12 protein-coding genes are annotated in these 18,837 nt (G+C 37.6%); 6 read left to right on the plus strand and 6 right to left on the minus strand.

Annotation, left to right across the window (positions count from 1 at the left end):
* Window positions 1-93 precede the first annotated feature (93 nt).
* Together ilvC and FXX65_RS06100 are read right to left on the minus strand one after the other, a co-directional pair.
* A complete protein-coding gene (ilvC, locus tag FXX65_RS06095) occupies window positions 94-1,575 on the minus strand; it encodes a ketol-acid reductoisomerase (protein ID WP_147615530.1) in 1,482 nt (493 codons plus the stop codon).
* Window positions 1,576-1,783: 208 nt separating this feature from the next.
* Window positions 1,784-3,229 carry an MATE family efflux transporter gene (locus FXX65_RS06100; protein ID WP_147615531.1) on the minus strand — a complete coding sequence of 482 codons (1,446 nt, stop codon included), beginning with the start codon at window positions 3,227-3,229 and terminating at the stop codon, window positions 1,784-1,786.
* Window positions 3,230-3,348: 119 nt separating this feature from the next.
* On the opposite strand from FXX65_RS06100, the gene FXX65_RS06105 reads away from it, so the two are divergent.
* The 5 genes from FXX65_RS06105 to FXX65_RS06125 all read left to right on the plus strand — a co-directional run bounded on the left by FXX65_RS06105 (window position 3,349) and on the right by FXX65_RS06125 (window position 10,340).
* Window positions 3,349-4,899 (plus strand): pallilysin-related adhesin, encoded by a 1,551-nt coding sequence (locus FXX65_RS06105; protein ID WP_187116229.1) that lies wholly within the window; start codon window positions 3,349-3,351, stop codon window positions 4,897-4,899.
* 68 nt (window positions 4,900-4,967) lie between these two features.
* Window positions 4,968-6,794, plus strand: coding sequence for an alanine--tRNA ligase (locus tag FXX65_RS06110; RefSeq protein WP_147615533.1), 1,827 nt, complete (start codon window positions 4,968-4,970; stop codon window positions 6,792-6,794).
* Window positions 6,795-6,896: 102 nt separating this feature from the next.
* A complete protein-coding gene (locus FXX65_RS06115; RefSeq protein ID WP_147612931.1) occupies window positions 6,897-7,985 on the plus strand; it encodes an MOSP complex formation periplasmic protein, TDE1658 family in 1,089 nt (362 codons plus the stop codon).
* 10 nt (window positions 7,986-7,995) lie between these two features.
* Entirely contained in the window at window positions 7,996-8,424 is a 429-nt protein-coding gene (nusB, locus tag FXX65_RS06120) for a transcription antitermination factor NusB (protein ID WP_187115345.1), read from the plus strand.
* 20 nt (window positions 8,425-8,444) lie between these two features.
* The gene (locus tag FXX65_RS06125; RefSeq protein WP_147615535.1) at window positions 8,445-10,340 is read left to right on the plus strand and encodes a tetratricopeptide repeat protein; all 1,896 of its coding nucleotides are present in this window, start codon (window positions 8,445-8,447) and stop codon (window positions 10,338-10,340) included.
* A gap of 37 nt (window positions 10,341-10,377) precedes the next feature.
* Here FXX65_RS06125 and FXX65_RS06130 read toward each other — a convergent pair whose 3' ends face one another.
* Window positions 10,378-10,650, minus strand: coding sequence for a co-chaperone GroES (locus FXX65_RS06130; protein ID WP_147615536.1), 273 nt, complete (start codon window positions 10,648-10,650; stop codon window positions 10,378-10,380).
* A gap of 359 nt (window positions 10,651-11,009) precedes the next feature.
* On the opposite strand from FXX65_RS06130, the gene FXX65_RS06135 reads away from it, so the two are divergent.
* Complete coding sequence (locus FXX65_RS06135; RefSeq protein ID WP_147615537.1) at window positions 11,010-11,849, plus strand: sigma-70 family RNA polymerase sigma factor; 840 nt, start codon at window positions 11,010-11,012, stop codon at window positions 11,847-11,849.
* 245 nt (window positions 11,850-12,094) lie between these two features.
* Here FXX65_RS06135 and recG read toward each other — a convergent pair whose 3' ends face one another.
* The 3 genes from recG to dnaE all read right to left on the minus strand — a co-directional run bounded on the left by recG (window position 12,095) and on the right by dnaE (window position 18,747).
* Window positions 12,095-14,314 (minus strand): ATP-dependent DNA helicase RecG, encoded by a 2,220-nt coding sequence (recG, locus tag FXX65_RS06140; protein WP_147615538.1) that lies wholly within the window; start codon window positions 14,312-14,314, stop codon window positions 12,095-12,097.
* A 12-nt stretch (window positions 14,315-14,326) separates the two neighbouring features.
* Window positions 14,327-14,935 carry a YggT family protein gene (locus FXX65_RS06145; RefSeq protein WP_147615539.1) on the minus strand — a complete coding sequence of 203 codons (609 nt, stop codon included), beginning with the start codon at window positions 14,933-14,935 and terminating at the stop codon, window positions 14,327-14,329.
* Window positions 14,936-15,039: 104 nt separating this feature from the next.
* On the minus strand, window positions 15,040-18,747 hold the full coding sequence (gene dnaE / locus FXX65_RS06150; RefSeq protein WP_147615540.1) for a DNA polymerase III subunit alpha: 3,708 nt from the start codon (window positions 18,745-18,747) through the stop codon (window positions 15,040-15,042).
* Window positions 18,748-18,837: the final 90 nt, after the last annotated feature.

An 18,837-nucleotide genomic window follows, 5' to 3' on the forward strand; every position in this document is an offset into this window, starting at 1 on the left:
AAGTTTTGATTGCAGGACAGTCCAATTAAAACAAAGTGCAAAATCATTTTTACACTTCATTTAGTTTATCATTTATCGAAGCTATTTTTCGATTTAGTCGATTAAAGGCTTCATTGCAGTCATATATTCTCTAAGTTTACGACCTACGATTTCGATAGGATGATTTCTGATTTGTGAATTAACATTTACGAGTGCTACGTTGTTTACATTTGAATCTTTTAATTCAAGACCTTTGCCGATTACATCTGTGTGAATTTTTGGCATAAATTCTTTTTGCAAAAGTGGAACTGCTGCGTTTGAGAATAACGCACAACCGTATTCTGCTGTGTCAGAAATTACGCGGTTCATTTCGTAGAGGCGTTTGCGGTCAATCAAATTTGCAATAAGAGGAACTTCGTGCAAAGATTCATAATATGCGGATTCTTCTTTTATTCCTGCGTCAACCATAGTTTCAAATGCAAGTTCACAACCGGCTTTCACCATTGCAACGAGCAAAATTCCTTTGTCAAAATATTCTTGTTCAGTTATCTCTTCGCTTGATTCTGGTGTTGACTCAAAAGCGAGTTTTCCAGTTTCTTCGCGCCAGGTTAAAAGATCGTGGTCTTTGTTTGCCCAGTCTTTCATCATTGTAGAAGAATATTTGCCAGAGATTATATCGTCCATGTGTTTTTGATAGAGCGGTGTGAGCAATTTTTTAAGCTGAACTGAAAGTTCGTTTGCCTTGATTTTTGCAGGGTTAGAAAGGCGATCCATCATATTTGTAATTCCACCCCATTTGAGCGCTTCAGAAATTACATTCCAGCCGTGCATCAAAAATTTTGTCGTGTATTCTGGAGAAAGACCTTCGCTTATCATCTTGTCGTAGCATACGATTGTGCCAGCTTGCAACATACCGCACAGAATTGTCTGCTCGCCCATCAAGTCGGATTTTACTTCTGCAACAAATGAAGATTCAAGAACGCCAGCTTTTGAACCACCCATTCCAACTGCGAGTGCTTTTGCATAAGACCAACCTTTGTTTTCTGGGTCATTTTCTGGATGAACTGCGATTAAATCCGGAACTCCAAAACCTCTTTGGAATTCGTGCCATACTTCTGTTCCAGGACCTTTTGGTGCGCACATAACTACGGTTATGTCTTTTCTTATCTGCATTCCTTCTTCTACGATATTAAATCCGTGGGAATACCAGAGTGCAGAACCTTTTTTCATTTTGCTCATAACATCGTTTATTACAGCGGAGTGCTGCTTGTCTGGAGTAAGGTTTCCGACTAAGTCTGCCGTTGGAATGAGTTCATCATAGGTGCCAACTTTAAAACCGTTTTCTGTAGCGTTTTTCCACGACTGCCTTTTTTCTGTTATAGCGCTTTCGCGAAGTGCGTATGAAACGTCCAAACCAGAATCGCGCAAGCAAAGTCCCTGATTTAAGCCCTGCGCGCCGCAGCCTACTATTACGATTTTTTTGCCTTTTAGAGCGCTAACTCCGTCTGCAAATTCTTCTTGTGCCATAGAACGACAGTGACCTAACTGAAGGCGAGCCTCGCGCCAAGGAATTGAATTAAAATAATTTTCACCCATTTTTTTTTCTCCTATAAAAAGTCGTTGAAGGAAGTTTCAACTTTCGAAACGAATTTTTAGTCAGCCGTTCACAGCGAAGCGAGAACGACCATATATGAACAGAGTATAGGATAAGAAGGTGATTGCGTAAAGTGAGATATTTTAAATCGGTTGTTGCTTTTTATGCAATTACGATTTTATCTCACTCTTACAGCGATTTTTTGTAAAATTATTGTGATGTTTTTGACGAGGTTTTAAATTTTTTGCTTATAAAGGCAAACATCAAGACTGCAGTTATAACCGAAATAGCGTCTGCAATAGGCTGTGCAAATATTATTCCCGAAAGTCCAAAAAAGTGGTTCATCAAAAGTATTGCAGGAAGAAAAACGATTCCCTGTCTGCTTACCGCAAGAACTAGAGATTGAAATCCCTTTCCTATCGCCTGGAATGTAAAGTTTATTACAAACATTATTCCAATAAACGGAATAGAAGTCATAAGCGCATAAATCATATCAACGCCTAAAGATACGACCGCAGGATTTTTTGAAAATATATTTATTATCTGCTTTGCAAATACGATGTACATTCCTGTAAGGGCAACACCTGTTATAACGTTTAACAATATTGCAAACTTCATAAAACTGTTCATTCTCGAATAATTTTTTGAGCCAAAGTTGTAGGCGATTAAAGGCGAAACTCCCATTCCGATTCCCAACTGAATAAAAATCGCAAGCATATTTACCTTTAATGCAACACCCATCGCAGCCGTTGGAATATCGCCATAAACGGCAGCGTTATCGATAAAGGTTGTTATGTGTGGAAGCAGTTTTTCCGAAGTTACTTTTACGCTGTAATACGATGCTAGAAGATTGTTCGTTAAGATAGAACTCAAACTCATCAAAATGTTTGTAAGGCTTGCAGGAAGTCCAATCGAAAAAACTCCTGTAAAAATATTTTGCCGCATCGTAAAGAATTTTGGTTTTAACGAAAGCGATGAATTTTTGGATGCCGAGTGAGCAAGATAGATTATGAGAGTTACAGCGTTGCCTATTAAAGTTGCAATGGCTGCCCCTGCGACGCCCATATTAAGACCGGGAATTCCTAAAAAACTTTTTAAAATGAATATTGGGTCCAATACAATGTTAATCGCGGTTCCGGCCATCATGCCAATCATCGAATTTTTTGCAGCACCTTCGCCACGGACTATATTTGTGTATGCGGTTGAAAGCACAATTATAGGTCCTCCCAAAGCGATTATGCTCAAATATTGGCTTGCGTAAGAAAAAGTTGTTTCCGTTGTTCCAATCAATTTTAAAATCGAAGGCATCTTAAAAAGAATCAATGCGCCGCCAAGAATTCCTGTAACGATTCCTGCATACAGACAAAATGATGAAATATTTTTTACTTTTTCGTAATTTTTTTCTCCAAGGGCACGGCTTATAAACGAAGAGCCTCCCATCCCAAAGATGTTTCCAGCCGCCATCAAAAACATAAAAACTGGAGTTGCAACGTTTACCGCTGCAAATTGACTAGGGTCGCCTGTCTGGCCTACGAAAAATGCGTCCACCATATTATAAAAGACTGCAACAATCATGCTCACAACTGTCGGAAGAGCAAATTTTAGCACTGCTTTTGGAACAGGCATCGTTTCAAAAATTTCAATATTCTTATTCATCAGGAAAGTGATTGTATTGAAATGAAAAATAATGTCAATTTATGATAACAAAACGTAAGATTTTCTTAATGATTTTTTCGTTGAATGTAAATCTTAAAAAAATGTATAATCGCCACAGTATGAAACGAACAATTCCCGTAGTATTTATATTGGTTGCCACTTTTCTTGCGCTCTTTTTAATTGGGAGAAATATTTTTAACAAGGATTCTTCTATATCTAGGGCGAGAGTTGTAACGCCTGTTGTGGATTCTCAAAAAACTCAAGGCGAAAACGATGGTAACGAATACGAAGATTCTGTTCAAAAATCGTTTATAGAACTTGCAAACGACGAAACTCTGCTCAGCGTAGTTACAATGGATATAGACGGCGACGGTTTTGATGATCAGATAAATATCGTAAAAACTTCAAAAAGTCCGTTTATTTCGTTAATCGTTGGGCTTTACAATCCTTCAACTTCATCGTATCTGCGCGCAGTTTTAATAACAACAAATGTTAGCCAGACAAGAACTTTTGCCTGCACAAGTTTAGACGTAATAGGAAATCACAAAAATTCGCTCGTGTATCAGGGAATTATGGATAACGGAAATTCCGTGCTTTGCATTTTTAATGGAAGCAGAAACAAAAAAAATGAATTCGTATTAACAAAGATAGCTGATTTTGAGTCCGACGGAACAATCTTTATTCAGCAATTTGAACGCAATGAAGCGTATGAATTGAGCAGAACAAGAGCAGCGAGTTTTCCTGTGTGGGTTTATTCTTCCGACAGTTCTGAAGATTCTACAAGCCTCGACCAGATTCAAACCCTTTACGACTGGAACGAAGATGAAGGCAAATATGTCTCTGTGCGTCAAATTAAAGTTACAGGAAGCAAAATTGCAGCGCGCGAATTAGAGCGCATTCAGGATGGAACGGTTGCCACTTTTGCAGAATTTTTGGACGGGCTTTGGTACAAGACAGACATGACAGGCTCTGTAATGCGATACATTTTCTTTAACTATCAAAACCAAGAGATAATATTTCACTATGAAGACAGCGAAGAAGTTTATTCCTGGTTGAATTCAAATTTAAGGCGAAACGGAATTTATTTTTCTTCCGTAAACAAATCTATAGAAAATTTGCAAAGGCGATTTGATATTTCGCTGGTCAATGTCGATGAAATTCGAGTTAGAATTCAAGATGATGTCCGCATGATAATTGGCGAAAACACACTTTGGGATGGAAATTACAAAAAACTTTCAGAAAAATCGGTCGATAAAGTTTTGGGCAGCGTAACATTGCAAGGCGAAAATGCAATAAAAAGACTTGTGGAAGGGCAGGCGTGGCTTTCTGGCGATTTGAGTTATATCGTTTTTACAAAAGATGGATATTCTGTCGATGGAGAAAAAATAAAAGACAAAGGGCGTTTTTTAGTAAATAAAATTTCTTCATCAAATGTACTTCAGTTTAAAAGTGAAACTTCATCAAAATATTTTAACGGATATTATTCGATTTCTTTTGCAAAGATAACAAAAACACAAACCCTTCGTAACGGAAACCTGAATGAAATTTTGCTTGATGATACCGACACTTTGATTTTGCAACCTGTAGTTGTTAATCCCAGCGGATTTTTTCCAACAGAAACGCAGCCCATTATTTTAAAAAAGACAGAAGTTAGAAAAACAGATGAATAGTTGCTACAACCTTTGTAAAACAGGACTTCTATTGAAATTGTAAAGTCAATTCAATAAAATGTTCCGATATGACTGCCAACGAATTACGTTCGAAATATATCGAATTCTTTAAATCAAAAAATCATGTTGAAATTTCCGGACAGTCGTTGATTCCGGAAAATGATCCTTCGGTTCTTTTTACAACTGCTGGAATGCATCCTCTCGTTCCTTATCTTTTGGGAGAAAAACATCCTGCTGGAACTAGGCTTACGGACTATCAAAAATGCGTTAGAACTGGTGATATAGAAGAAGTGGGAGACCCAAGCCACCTTACTTTTTTCGAAATGCTAGGAAACTGGTCATTGGGCGATTATTTTAAAAAAGAAGCAATCGCTTTTTCTTATGAATTTTTAACTTCTCCAAAGTGGCTTGCACTCGATCCTAGAAAAATTTCAGTAACAGTTTTTGAAGGTGACGAAAATGCTCCTCGCGATGACGAAGCTGTTGAAGCATGGAAGAGCGTTGGAATGAGTGAGGATAAAATCGCATATCTTCCTGCAAGCGATAACTGGTGGGCAGCAGGTCCAACAGGTCCTTGTGGTCCTGATACAGAAATTTTTTATTGGGTTGGAGAAGGCGTGCCTCCTGTTGGTTCAAATAAAGCGACCGACAGCGCAAATTGGATGGAAATCTGGAACAACGTTTTCATGCAGTTTAACCGAGTTGACGAAAAGACTTTAGTTCCGCTTCCAAAAAAGAACGTAGACACTGGCATGGGGCTTGAACGCACAAATTGCATTTTGCAAGGAAAAACTTCCGTTTATCTTACAGAAGTTTTCCAGCCTATAATCGCAAAAATAGAAGAGCTTTCCTCTTACAAATACGGTTCTAATCCAGAAAAAGATAGATCTGTTCGCATAATTGCAGATCACAGCCGCGCTTCTGTTTTTATAATTGGAGATCCAAAAGGAATTTCTCCTTCAAATGTTGGTGCAGGCTATGTTTTGCGCCGTTTGATTCGCCGTGCAGTTCGCCACGGAATGAAACTCGGAATTGAAAAAGCATTTTTGGCAGAAGTTGCAGATTCTGTTATCGAAAATTTTAAAATCGCTTATCCAGAACTCAAAGCGAATTCTTCTAAGATAAAATCTGAATTGACTGCGGAAGAAGAAAAATTCCGTCTTACCTTAAAAAAGGGAGAAGCTGAATTCCAAAAACTCCTTCCAAACCTCATGAAAAACCCTAAAAAGATAATCTCTGGAAAAATTGCATACAATCTTTACGAAACCTACGGTTATCCTCTGGAACTCACTCAAGAATTGGGACAAGAAAATGGATTTACAGTCGATATTGAAGGATTTAAAGTTGCAGAAAAAAAACATCAGGAAGCGTCAAAAACTTTAGATGCAGGAAAAGCGAAGGGTGGTCTTGCAGAGCAGTCTGATATCACAACAAAGTACCACACCGCAACTCACCTTTTGCAGCAGGCTTTAATAGATGTTTTGGGCGAAAAAGTTGCTCAAAAAGGTTCAAATATCAACAACGAAAGAATGCGCTTTGACTTTACTTTTGACCGTCCAATGACACAAGAAGAAATTAAAAAGGTTGAAGACATTGTAAATCAAAAGATAAAAGAAGATTTGCCTGTTACGATGGAAATTATGACTTTGGATGAAGCGAGAAAAGAAGGTGCTCGTGCACTTTTTGAAAGCAAATATGGCGAACAGATAAAAGTTTATACGATTGGGCGCAATAGCAAAACGGATTGGTTTTCTAAAGAAGTTTGCGGTGGCCCTCATGTTCAACATACAGCACAGATTGGCGAATTTAAAATTACAAAAGAACAGTCGTCGTCTGCGGGTGTACGCAGAATCCGTGCAGTGATTTCTGGAGGACTTCCTTTGGATTCACAATAAAAGATAAAAATCTTTGTGTAACCAGATTTTAAATTATTTGTTAAATACAAGATAAAGGGGTTTCGTTTTTGAAGCTCTTACAAAGAAAAATAAGGAAAGTTTATGAAACGTTTAGCATTTTGTTTGTCTCTTGCTTTTATGATTTGTGGAAGCCTCTTTGCACAGGCGGATTTACAGCCTCTGGCTACCGTAAAATTGAACAAGTCTGAAACGATAACTTTGAGGCAGTTAAAAACACGGGTAGAAATCTATGCAAAGCAAAATGGAATTTCTTCGTTTACCGTAGACCAAAAAAAAGAAATTCTCAACGCAATGATAGATGAAAAACTGGTTGTTCAAGCGGCAACAAAATCTGGAATGGCAATTACGGATTCTCAGGTTAATCAGTATTTTCTTCAGAACGTTAGTGCACAGATTGGAAGAAATGTTACCGAAGCAGAATTTGAAGAAATCGTAAAACAGCAGACAGGAAAAAATCTTGACGAATATATGAAAGATACAGTTGGGATGAATACTTCCGAATATAAAGCGTATTTAAAAAATCAACTTCTTGCACAGCAGTTTGTTATTCAGCAAAAACGCGATGAAATTTCAAAAGCGGCTCCAAGCGACGAAGAGATAAGAGCATTTTACGAATTGAACAAGGCAAGTTTTGTCCAAAATGATATGCTCAAACTTTTTTTGGTTATCTTTCCTAAAGAAAAAGACGTTTCTGCAAACGCTGCAATAAAATCAAAATCCGAAGCGCTCTTAAAAGAATTAAAAGACAAAAAAACAACTCCAGAAAAAATTAAAACCAACGCAGCAAATTCAAAAGATTATCAAGGTGGAGATTTATTCATAAGTAAAACCGCTCAGCATGCTCAGCAGCTAGGAATTTCTTATTCAGAATTGCTTGAACTTTTTGGAAAGGATATTGGTTATGTTTCTGGGATAAACGAAACAGAAAACGACTTTCAATTTTATTCAATCCGTGCAAAATATTCTGCAAAGATGCTTTCTTTGAGCGATTTAGTTCAGCCGGAAACTACAATAACCGTTTACGATTATATAAAATCGAATTTAACTCAGCAAAAGCAGAGCCAAGCGATGATAGCCGCTGTTCAGGAAGTTACAAAAACTTTGGATACCCCAGAAAATGTTGAACGAAAAAAAACTGGTGCTGCATTGGATAAGTTGTTAAACTGGTAATTGGCTGGAAATAAAAGTGTCTAGAAGAAAAGGAAGAATACTCGCATTTCAAGGACTTTATTCTTGGGATGTTGGTGGAATAAACAAAGATGAAGTGCTTGCGCTCTCTTGGGCGACAGAAGACTCTGATGGCGAAGTTTTAGATATGGAAACTTCAACTTTTGCACGAGTTTTAATCGCTGGTGCAATAGAAAATCAGGCACAGATTGACGAATTGATAAAGTCAAATTTAAAAGGCTGGAATTTCGACAGAGTGAATAAGGTTTCGCTTGCAATTCTTAGAATGAGCGTTTATGCCTTGCTTTTTCAAAAAGAAGTTCCTGCCTCTATTGTTATAGATGAAGCGATTGATATTGCAAAAGAATATGGACAAGACGATGCATTTAAATTCGTGAATGCGGTCTTGGATAATATAAATAGGATTTTATCACAAAGATAGGCGGATTTTTAGTGCATCTTATGAAGAAAAAACATAGATGTTCTTTTGGACTTAAATCCTTTACCTGTGCTTTTATCTTGATTGGATTTTTTTTTATATCTTGTTCAGATAAAAGCGAAGTGAAGTCCTTTTTGTCATCTCTTGATGCTGTAGATTCCTTCATTGAAAACGCCGAGCCTGCCGATGCTCTAAAACTCCTTAAAAAAACATCAAAATCCGCTTATAGCTCTTATGCTCGGCTTGGAATTTACAAGCGATATATGACTTTAGGCGAAAAAAAACTTGCAGAAAAAACTCTCGTTTCCGCTCTTTCAAAATTACCTCAAAATTTAGAGATTTCTGCGGTTTACTCGCAATTTTTATTGAGAGAAAAACGGCTTGAAGAAGCGTTAAAAATATCGCACGTACTTGTGGGAACAAAATACGCATCAATCCATTCTGAATGCGTTTTAAAATCTAATACGCAGAATGATTATTTTTCAAAAGCACTGTCGTCTGTTTACAAGGACTGCTATGTCGCTACAAAAAATTATAAATGGCTCATAGACGCAGCGCTGCCGCTTTTAAAAATTGGGGAATTTCAGGAAGCGGCTTTATTGCAGGATGAAATCGAAAAATCCTCTGCACCTTTTTGGGCTTTGGTTCAATTTGATGCAGGAAATTACGACCTTTGCGTCGAGAATCTTGAAAAAATTGATGATGATAACTTTTCAAATTTTCAAGTTTCTCTTTTTAGCGACGCATATACAAGTCTTGGCGATTATGAAGCGGCACAGCAATCAAGGGAAAAATGGATTTCGCTTTCAAAAGAACGAGGTCAAAAAATCTCTGCGCTTGTTTATGTAAATAGTGCGCTGTGGGCTTATGAGCGCGGAGAATATTCTAAAGCGTATGATTTTTTGACAAAAGTTGTGATGGAAGACCCACAAAATATTCCCGCACTTCTTACTTACGGAAAATTTGCCTGGCAGGATGCTCAAATTGAACAGCAAGATATGCTTGAAAGCGCTTTACGAAAGACAAAGTTACGTTCTTATTCTATGCAGCAAAAAGATGAACGCCCAAAATTTTTGATGAGCGACGCTCGCTATAGAATTGATTCACTAATAGAAGAACAAAAAAAACAAAAAATCGCCGTCGATGATGACCTTTTGGTTGAGCAGTTGGAACTTTTCCTAAAAGATAACCTTAATTTACCTGCGACCAAACTTGACGGGGCGATTTGGAAAACGCTAGAACTCAACGAGATTTCAGGCGATATGTATCCGCCAAAACTTGTGAATTTTGCAGTTAGCACACTTTTAAAATATTCCAAAGTTCAAGATGCACGCGAGCTTTTTGCAAAGTATTTGTATGCTCGTTATAAGATGACTGAAAATTCCGACGATGAAAAAAAGAGCATTTCTTACGATGTGTTTGGTGGAGAAAAAAAATATTTTGCGCCAGAAGTTCCAGATTTTGTTTTAAAAGCGGCTTTTGGTGACAGGGCAAGTGAATATGCAAACAGGATGGAAAATTGGGAAATTGAAATGGCAGCGTATTTTTCTCTTATCGACGAAAATTTTGATGCTGCAAAAAGATTATATGAATATGTGCTTTTTGAAACTGGTAGCGTGAAAAAAATGCTTGTAAATGATGAAATTTATGGATTTTCGCCTTTAGCAAAGGTCTCTTCCGCCGTAAACCTTGCCTGCCTTTATTCAAGTTCTGGAGAATTAAAAAAAGCATTGAGCCTTTATGGGCTTGCTTCTGGACGTACTCGCAATAAAAAATTAAAATCGTTGATTTTGTACCGCTCTGCTTTGGTTCAAAAAGATATGGACAACATCAAAGGCGCCATTCTTTCGCTTGATTATGCTCTTTCGTTAGATCCTTTGAACGTTGATGCAAAAGTTTTGCGAACAAAGTTAAAATAAAAAATCCTGACCAAAAAGTCAGGATTGTAGTATTGATTTATTCAACGATTGCGATTATATCCGAATTCTTTACGATTAGATATTCATCACCGTCGATTTTTAATTGAACTCCTGCGTATTTGTCATACATTACGCGGTCGCCAACTTTTACTGTTATTTTTTCTTTTTCGGTTCCAGGACCTACCGCTTCTACTTTTGCAGTCTGAGTTTTTTCCTGTGCAGTTTCTGGAAGAATGATTCCAGATTTTGTTGTTGCTTCTGCCTTTTCCTGTTTAAGAAGAACTCTGTCTGCTAATGGTTTGAGTTTCATATTATATTGCCTCCATTTTTATTTTCTTTATATTCAATAAAATATATAAATTTTTATTCTCAATCGTCAAGAAAAATCGATTTTATTTTTGTGCCAAAATGACTCTCTACCAAAAATATTCTTTATTTTTGTGTCAAAAAGAAACGATAATCCCAATTCAGAGCCGAATGATTACATCTTATTTGTAGAATACTTTTTTTGACAAGCATAAAATTGTCAGATTTTGCATTAAAAAGTCCAAAATTCTGAAGAAACAGGCTTATTTTCATTATTTTTCTTGTGTTTTTGATGATAAAAAACTTGGCACAAAATTTGCTTTTATATTAGTGATATAAGATTTTAAATTTGGGAGATTTGATATGACAAACGACGAAGAAATCCTTGGAATGTACTTAAAAGAAATAAATAAAATTCCTTTGCTCAATCACGAGGAAGAAACTAGACTTGCGGTTTTGGCTCATAATGGTGATAAGACTGCAAAAGATAAAATTGTAAATGCAAATCTTCGCTTTGTCGTAAACGTTGCAAAAAAATATCAAAACCACGGTTTGGATTTGGTGGACTTAATCAGCGAAGGCAATATTGGACTTTTAACTGCGATTGAAAAATTTGATGTTTCTAAAGGCTACCATTTTATTTCGTATGCGGTTTGGTGGATTAGACAGTCTGTTTTAAAGGCGATTTGCGAAAAAGGAAGGTCGATAAGGCTTCCAATGAACAGAGTGAACGAGCTTGTTCAAATTGAAAAGGCTAGAAAAACCGTTGCTGGAAGAAAAACCGAAGAGCAGGAAATAACCGATATTGCAAAGATGCTCGGTATGGAAAAATCGCATGTTAGAGAGATGATTTCTATAAGCCGCGATATGGTGAGTTTAGACGCAAAGGTTGAAAGCAAAGATGGCGAATCTGGCAGCATTGGCGATTTTATAAAAGACGAAAAATATTCTAATATCGACGAAAAATTGATGGACGAAAGTCTTAAAAACGATATTGAAAATGTTCTTTTGACTTTAAAACCAAATGAAGAAAAAGTTATTCGCTTGCGCTACGGACTTGGCGGAGGCAAGCCTATGTCGTTGGCTCAGGTTGGTGAAAAATGCAATCTTACAAAAGAGAGAATCCGCCAGATTGAAAAAACGGCTATAACTCGTTTGCAACATCCTGTAAGAGCAAGAAGGCTTGTAAGCTACGTCGCTTAAATTTTGGGGCGCACCTCTTGTGCAACAATGTGGCAGGGGCTACTTGTAGCCCCGCTGCCCGCCTGCGAGCTTCCAGCGGCAAGGGATTGTAGGGGCGCTTAGCGTTGGTGGCTTGCCACCAATGTAGCGATAGCGGAACCCCGCAAAGCCCGGTTTTTGCGGAACGCCAGTGGAGCAAAAAGCCGCCCGTAAAATTATAAAAAAATTGATAATTGAATTTTTTAATTCTTTATAGCCTGTTTTTGCTACTGATGCATTTTATTTTGATATTGATACATGGCTTCTTTGAATGAATCCTCTTTTGCTAGCGCTAAGATTTTTTGATCTCTTTGCAAATCTGCAATCGCAAAAGAAAGTTCGCCACTTTGCGCTGTTCCTGTAATTTCTCCAGGGCCTCGAAGTTTTAAATCTTCTTCTGCGATTTTAAAACCATCCGCAGTTTCTCTTATAGCCTTCATTCGAGCAATTCCGTTTTGGCTTATATTTTTTGAATAGATTAAAAAACAATACGACTGCTCGCTTCCTCTGCCAACTCTTCCGCGCAGTTGGTGCAGAGTGCTAAGCCCAAATCGGTCTGCCTGTTCTATTACCATGCAACTTGCATTTGGAACATTTAGGCCAACTTCTACGACTGTCGTTGCAACTAGAATATCGATTTTTTTGTCTTTAAAATCTTTTAAGATTTGCGCTTGTGTTTCTTCGTCTATTTTTCCGTGGATGAGGGCAATTTTATATTCTGGATAGACTTTTGTCTTTAAAAAATTGTATGCGTCTTCCGCGGATTTTAATTTTTTTTTCGAGTTTTCTTCAAATTCCCAATCGTTTCTTTCTTGTATTGAAGTTCTCTCGATTGCAGGATAGACGAAATATGCTTGGTGTCCTTTTTGCAATTCTTTTCTTACCGCTTCATACGCATTTGCTTCATTTCCTTCTTTTGTAAGATAGGTCTCGATGGATTTTCTTCCTTGTGGCATTGTCTTTATGTCGAAGATATCTAAATCTCCAAAGGCTGTAAGTGCGAGAGTCTGCGGAATTGGGGTTGCACTCATCATCAAAAAATTTGGTTCTTTTACTTTTGGATGTGTGCTAGTTCTGCCTTTGTTGAAGATTGCTTGGCGTTGCATAACTCCAAACCTGTGCTGTTCGTCAATTATTGTAAAGGCGAGGTCATTGTATTGAACCCGTTTTGAAAAAAGCGCATGGGTTCCTATGACTAAATTTATTGTTCCATCATTTAATGCTTGCAAAAGTTGAGAACGCCCCTTTGCATTTATGTTTCCTGTTAGGTATGCAACATTTACGCCCAGCGGCAAAAGTTCGCTAGCGATGTTTTCTGCATGCTGTCGTGCTAGAATTTCTGTTGGTGCCATAAATGCAACTTGGCTTTTGTAGTCGATTACTCGCAAAGCAAGAAAAAATGCGACCAGAGTTTTTCCGCTTCCAACATCGCCTTGCAAAAGCGCCCTTATCGAAGAAAAAATTGAATCGCGGTTTTGAGAATTATTTGAAATTTGATAACTATTGTCTATTTGGCGATTTAAAATCGTTATAACTTTTTTTTGATCTGGGGTTGGTGTAAAGGCGAGTCTCTCAAGATAGTGTCTTTGTTTTGGAGAAAGTGAGTTTTTAAAATAAAAATCTACTTGTTCATGCGAGAGAGTTTGTTCGTCTTTTTGTTTTCCATCAAAAAAGATGGAATCGAGATTTATTGTGTTTTCTCCTGGAAGTTTGCCTCTATGTTCTAGCGAGGATTTTGCGATTGCAGTTAAAAACAAAAATAGTTCTTCGTAAACGAGGGTTTTGCGCGCGTTTTCTAATTCTTCGGGGCTTTGCGGATTGTGTATGAGTTTTATTGCTTGTGTTTTATGCAGTAATTTGTGCTTTAAAATCAAATATTCAGGAATTTCGTCATCTAGTCCGAGGGCAAACTGTTTTAATGCTTTTTCCACCGCTTTTTGAACATTTTTTTGGGTTAAACCTTGCGTTAAATGATAGATTGGAATTATCCTCGTATTTGGCGGAAGGCTGTCTTCGTAATCTTTTAATTCGCCGTTTTGTGAAATTTTTTCTGCTTCAAAAGAAGTTGATTGCAAGGTGCCGTATCTTTGCTCAAATTTTCCACAAATGCTTATTATCGCTCCTATTGGCAGAAGTTTTTCTAAAAATGGGCGATTAAACGCGACGAGTTGTGCACTTGCAGACGAATCTTCTATCAAGATTTTTAAGGTTTTCATCCTTCCATAGCCAAACCATTGATGAGCGGTAACCTTTGCGATTGTGTTCACTTTTTGATTTTGTAGAGCTTGGGCGAGATTTATTTTTTTTGTTCTGTCCTCGTATTCTCGCGGATAAAATTGCAATAAATCTCCAATCGTAAACACGTTTAGGTTTGCAAAAAGTGCTTGTGTTGAAGGACCAATTCCAGAAAGAGTTGAAATTGAATTATTTATTTCGCTTACTTTCATCTTTTTGCGTTTTTAAAACGGAAGATGAATAAATAAGTTGCAGACAATTTTTATCAGAAAATCTGCTAAAGTTACGCATAAAATTGAAAAAACGATAGAAATTATAAGTGCTGTTGTAAAAGACAGTATTCGCTTAGAAAAAATCCCTGAAATTTTATATACGATAGGAGAAATCAATCTGTCAATTTGATCCCACAAAGGATTGTAAGAGTTATATGGACGATTTCGGGCAATCAAGCGCATAACCGCATAGATTATCAGGCGGATTACGAGAAGTGCAATTAAAAATTTTGCGATTGAAGAAATGAGCGACCAGATTAAACCTGTTATGACTGCAAGAAAATAGCCCACAGTGAGTTGATTCCCGTGAGAAAGGCTTGTAAAGATTGTTGCAAGTGCATACAAAGAACACAAGGCTAACGCTGGAGAAAAGTCCAATCCCTGAAATCTTAAAAATTTTATTTTACGAAAGACGTTTAAAAAAGGATCACATATTGACGACAAAATTCTTGCAAATTTTGAGTATGAAAAATTTGGAATCCAAGTTAAAAATATCCGTATCAATATTATGAATGAATAAATGTTTATCGCCGTTGCCAAAATCGTAAAAAATTGCCTCATGTTTACCTCGTTTTAATCTGTTTGATATTTTTAGAACTCGCGGAATTTCTTATTTTCAACAAAAACTGAAAATAAAAAGCGTGAGTTCTAATCGAAATCACTTTTTATACAGCCCATGCATCTTTTACAAAAGGCTGATTTTTCACGCTCTCTATAAATTCTTTTGTTCCTGGAGCAGAAAGTTGAGTATTTGCTTTTATCGTATAAGAATTTTCTCCTGCGTTTACATGAAAATATACTGAACAATTACCTGTATTGCCAAATAAAAATTCTTTTAAAGAAAAAATTTGTCTTTCTTCGCAAAATTCATCGTCGAGTTGAATATGAACTTCCTGAGTTGCCCTGTTTTGCAGAATTTGAGGGTCTTCCAATGAATCCACAATAAACGAAGGCTCTTCTCGTGAGGTGTCAATTTTTCCTTTAAATGCGTAGATTTTTTCTTCTTCGATTTTCGCTGAAAGCTGCTCCCAAGTTTTTGGAAAGAATGTTAAATCTATAGTTCCTGCATAATCCTGCAATTTCGCAAAAGCCATCGTAGTTTGTTTTTTTGTTACAATAGGTCTGAGTGAAGTAAGCATTCCCAAGGCTATGTAGTCTTTTCCAGAATTCCTGTTTTGCCAAGAATTGCTTCCACCTTCTTGAACAGAATTTTTTAATGCCTTTGCCTGTTTTACTTCTCTTGCCATATTTTGTGAATTGAGAGTTGCTTTTTCATAGGCTTTTTTGTAGTCGTCTAAAGGATGTCCCGAAACATAACAGCCTATGAGTTCTTTTTCCATATTGAGTTTTTCCATCTTTGAGCAGTCTGCAACTTCTTCGTATTTATAGTCCGCAAATTCTTGCACTCCAGTGTCTTCAAAAAGACTTATCTGTCCTTCTTCTCCGCCAGAATGTTTTTTTTCTGTATATGCCCACGCTCGATCTAGGTTTTCGATTAGGGTTGGCCGGTTTTTGTCAAGGTTGTCAAACCCTCCGCATTTTATCAATACTTCTACGGATTTTTTATTTACGGCGATTTTTTCACCTTTTTTTCCGCCGGTTTCATCTTCGAGTACGTCTTCTTTTTGGCAGATTATCCTCTCTAAGAAATCCATAAAATTTTTAAACGGTCCATTTTTTTGTCTTTCCTTTACGATTGCTTCTGCCGCTCCTGTTCCCATTCCCTTTATTCCTCTAAAACCAAAGACGATGTGTCCATCAACTACATCAAAATTTGCGTCTGAACGGTTTACATCTGGCGGGTCAACAGGAATTCCCATTCGCCTTGATTCCTCAATGTATATAGGAAGTCCATCTGTAGAAGTTATTTCGTTTGTAAGGTTTGCTGCCATAAATTCTGCGGGGCAATTTGCTTTTAACCAGCCAGTGCGATATGCCAATACAGAATATGCAGCAGCGTGAGATTTATTAAAACCATAGCCTGCAAATGGAACCATTTTATCAAAAATTTCATCTGCATGCTCTTTTGTAAAGCCTTGTTTTATAGCGCCTTCTTCAAATTCAGCCTTTTTTCCCATCATAACTTCTGCTTTTTTCTTTCCCATGGCACGTCTAAGCATGTCCGCAGCACCCAAAGAAAAGCCTGCTATTTTTTGCGAAGCCTGCATGATTTGTTCTTGGTAAACCATTACGCCGTAGGTTTCTTTTAGGATGCCTTCCAGACATTCATCCGGATAATGAATCGTTTCTGGCTTCCATTTGCCGTTTATATAGTCTGGAATGAATTGCATAGGACCTGGGCGATATAAAGCGTTTAACGCTACAAGGTCTTCTAGTTTTTCTGGTTGGAACTGACGCAAGATTTTTTGCATTCCTGGAGATTCAAACTGGAAGACCGCTACCGAATCGCCTCTTTTAAAAAGATCGAAAGTTGTTTTATCGGTTTCGCTGACTTTTGAACAGTCAAAAAGTTCTTCGCCATCTTTTTTATGTTTGTTGATTATGTCTTCTGCGTAGCGGATTAGCGAAAGGGTTTTTAATCCCAAATAGTCAAATTTTACAAGCCCACACGGTTCTATTATGTCCATCGTATATTGAACGCCAACTTCTCCAGTTTTTGAATCTTTAAAAACCGGTGCCCAGTTTGGAAGTTCTGTAAGACCAATTACCATTCCAGAAGCGTGGAGACCTGTGTTGCGTTTGCAGCCTTCCAATTTTAAGGCGAGGTCAAAGAGTTTTTCGTATTTAGGATCGTGTCGGTAAGGAGCGAGTTGCCCTCCGTCCGGGAATTTTTCGTTGGCAGGTTCAAAACAGTTTTTTAATTTTGCTTTTAGGTTTTCAGAAACTTTAGATTTTAGCATATTAACATCGTTGAGCGAGATTCCGAGTGTTCTTCCTACATCGGCAATGCAGTTTTTTGGTTTTAAAGTTCCAAAGGTTACAATGTGGCCAACCTGCGGGTCGCCATACAAATCTCTCGTATGCTGAATTATGTCCTGACGATAATCGAAGTCCATATCAACGTCAAAGTCCGGCATGGAAACACGCTCTGGATTTAAAAAGCGTTCAAAAATCAGTTTAAACCTAAAAGGATCAATGTCTGTTATTCCAAGCGAATACGCTACGAGAGAACCTGCCCCCGAACCTCGACCTGGGCCTATTGGAATGTAAGGTTTTGGCCGATTGTTTACATTGTCGTAAGTGGACTTTGACCAGTTTATAAATTCCCAAACTATTAAAAAGTAGCCTGAAAAACCCATCTTAAATATGATTCCCAGTTCGTATTCCGCACGTTGCCGTATTATAGGAGTTATTTCTGGGTATCTTTTTCTAAGGCCTTGTTCAACCAGATGGCGCATGTAGTCATCTTGATTTTTTGCGTAATCGTCTCCATGAATTCTAAATTCTTTTGGAAGTTCAAACCGCGGGAGACAGGCTTTTAATTCTTCTGTCTTGTATTGATGAATTTTGAGGTTGCACATATTTGCAATCTTTACAGTGTTTTCGTAAGCGTCTGGGCAATCAGGAAAAAGGAGTCGCATTTCTTCTTCTGTTTTAAAATACCATTCGTGCCTTTCAGCGCCCATCGTTTGATGCGGCTCTGTCATGTTCTTTTTAAAACCTATACAGCGCAGGCAATCCTGAGCTTCCCAATCTTCTTTTTCTACATAGTGAATGTCGTTTGTAACAACCAGCGGAATATCGAGCTCTCGGGCGAGTTTTATCAATTTTTTGTTTACATATTTTTGGTCTTCAAGTCCGTGGTCTTGCAATTCAAAATAATAATGGTCTTTTCCAAAGAGAGCTTTGTATTTTAAGGCAACCTCTTTTGCTTCTTCATCGCGATTTGCCAGAAGCAGTTGAGGAAGTTCACCAGCGATACAGGCAGAGCAGCAGATTATTCCTTCGTGATATTTTTCTAAAAGTTCAAAATCGATTCTCGGCTTTCCGTAATAAAGACCTTCCTGGTAAGCGATGGAAGAAAGCCAGCTCATGTTTTTGTAACCAGTTTCATTTTCACATAAAAGTATCAGGTGAAAATAATGCGCTTGCCTTTCGCCGTCTTCTCCTTTGTGCGAATACGGAACATCATTTTTTTCTAAGTGGCTGCCGAATGCAACGTAAAATTCTTCGCCGACTATAGGATTTATTCCGTTTGCGTGGCAGAGTTTTTCAAAATTTAAAGCTCCAAACATATTTCCGTGGTCGGTTAGAGCGAGCGCTGGCATATTCAGTTTTTTTGCCTTTGCAACCAAGTCGTCCAATTTAGCGCAGCTGTCTAAAAGCGAATAATCCGAGTGAACGTGGAGATGAACAAAGCCCGAAACTGGAGTTCCTTCCGGTGCAGGCTCAAAAATCTTGTAATCTGCCATAATTTCTCCTAAAAATATTCTGCGTTATTCTATCACAAAACCGTTTTAAAAATCCGTGAATTTTTAGATATATATTTGAAGTCCAGCTGT

The sequence above is a fragment of the Treponema pectinovorum genome (genome assembly GCF_900497595.1).
Taxonomy (GTDB): Bacteria; Spirochaetota; Spirochaetia; order Treponematales; family Treponemataceae; genus Treponema_D; species Treponema_D pectinovorum.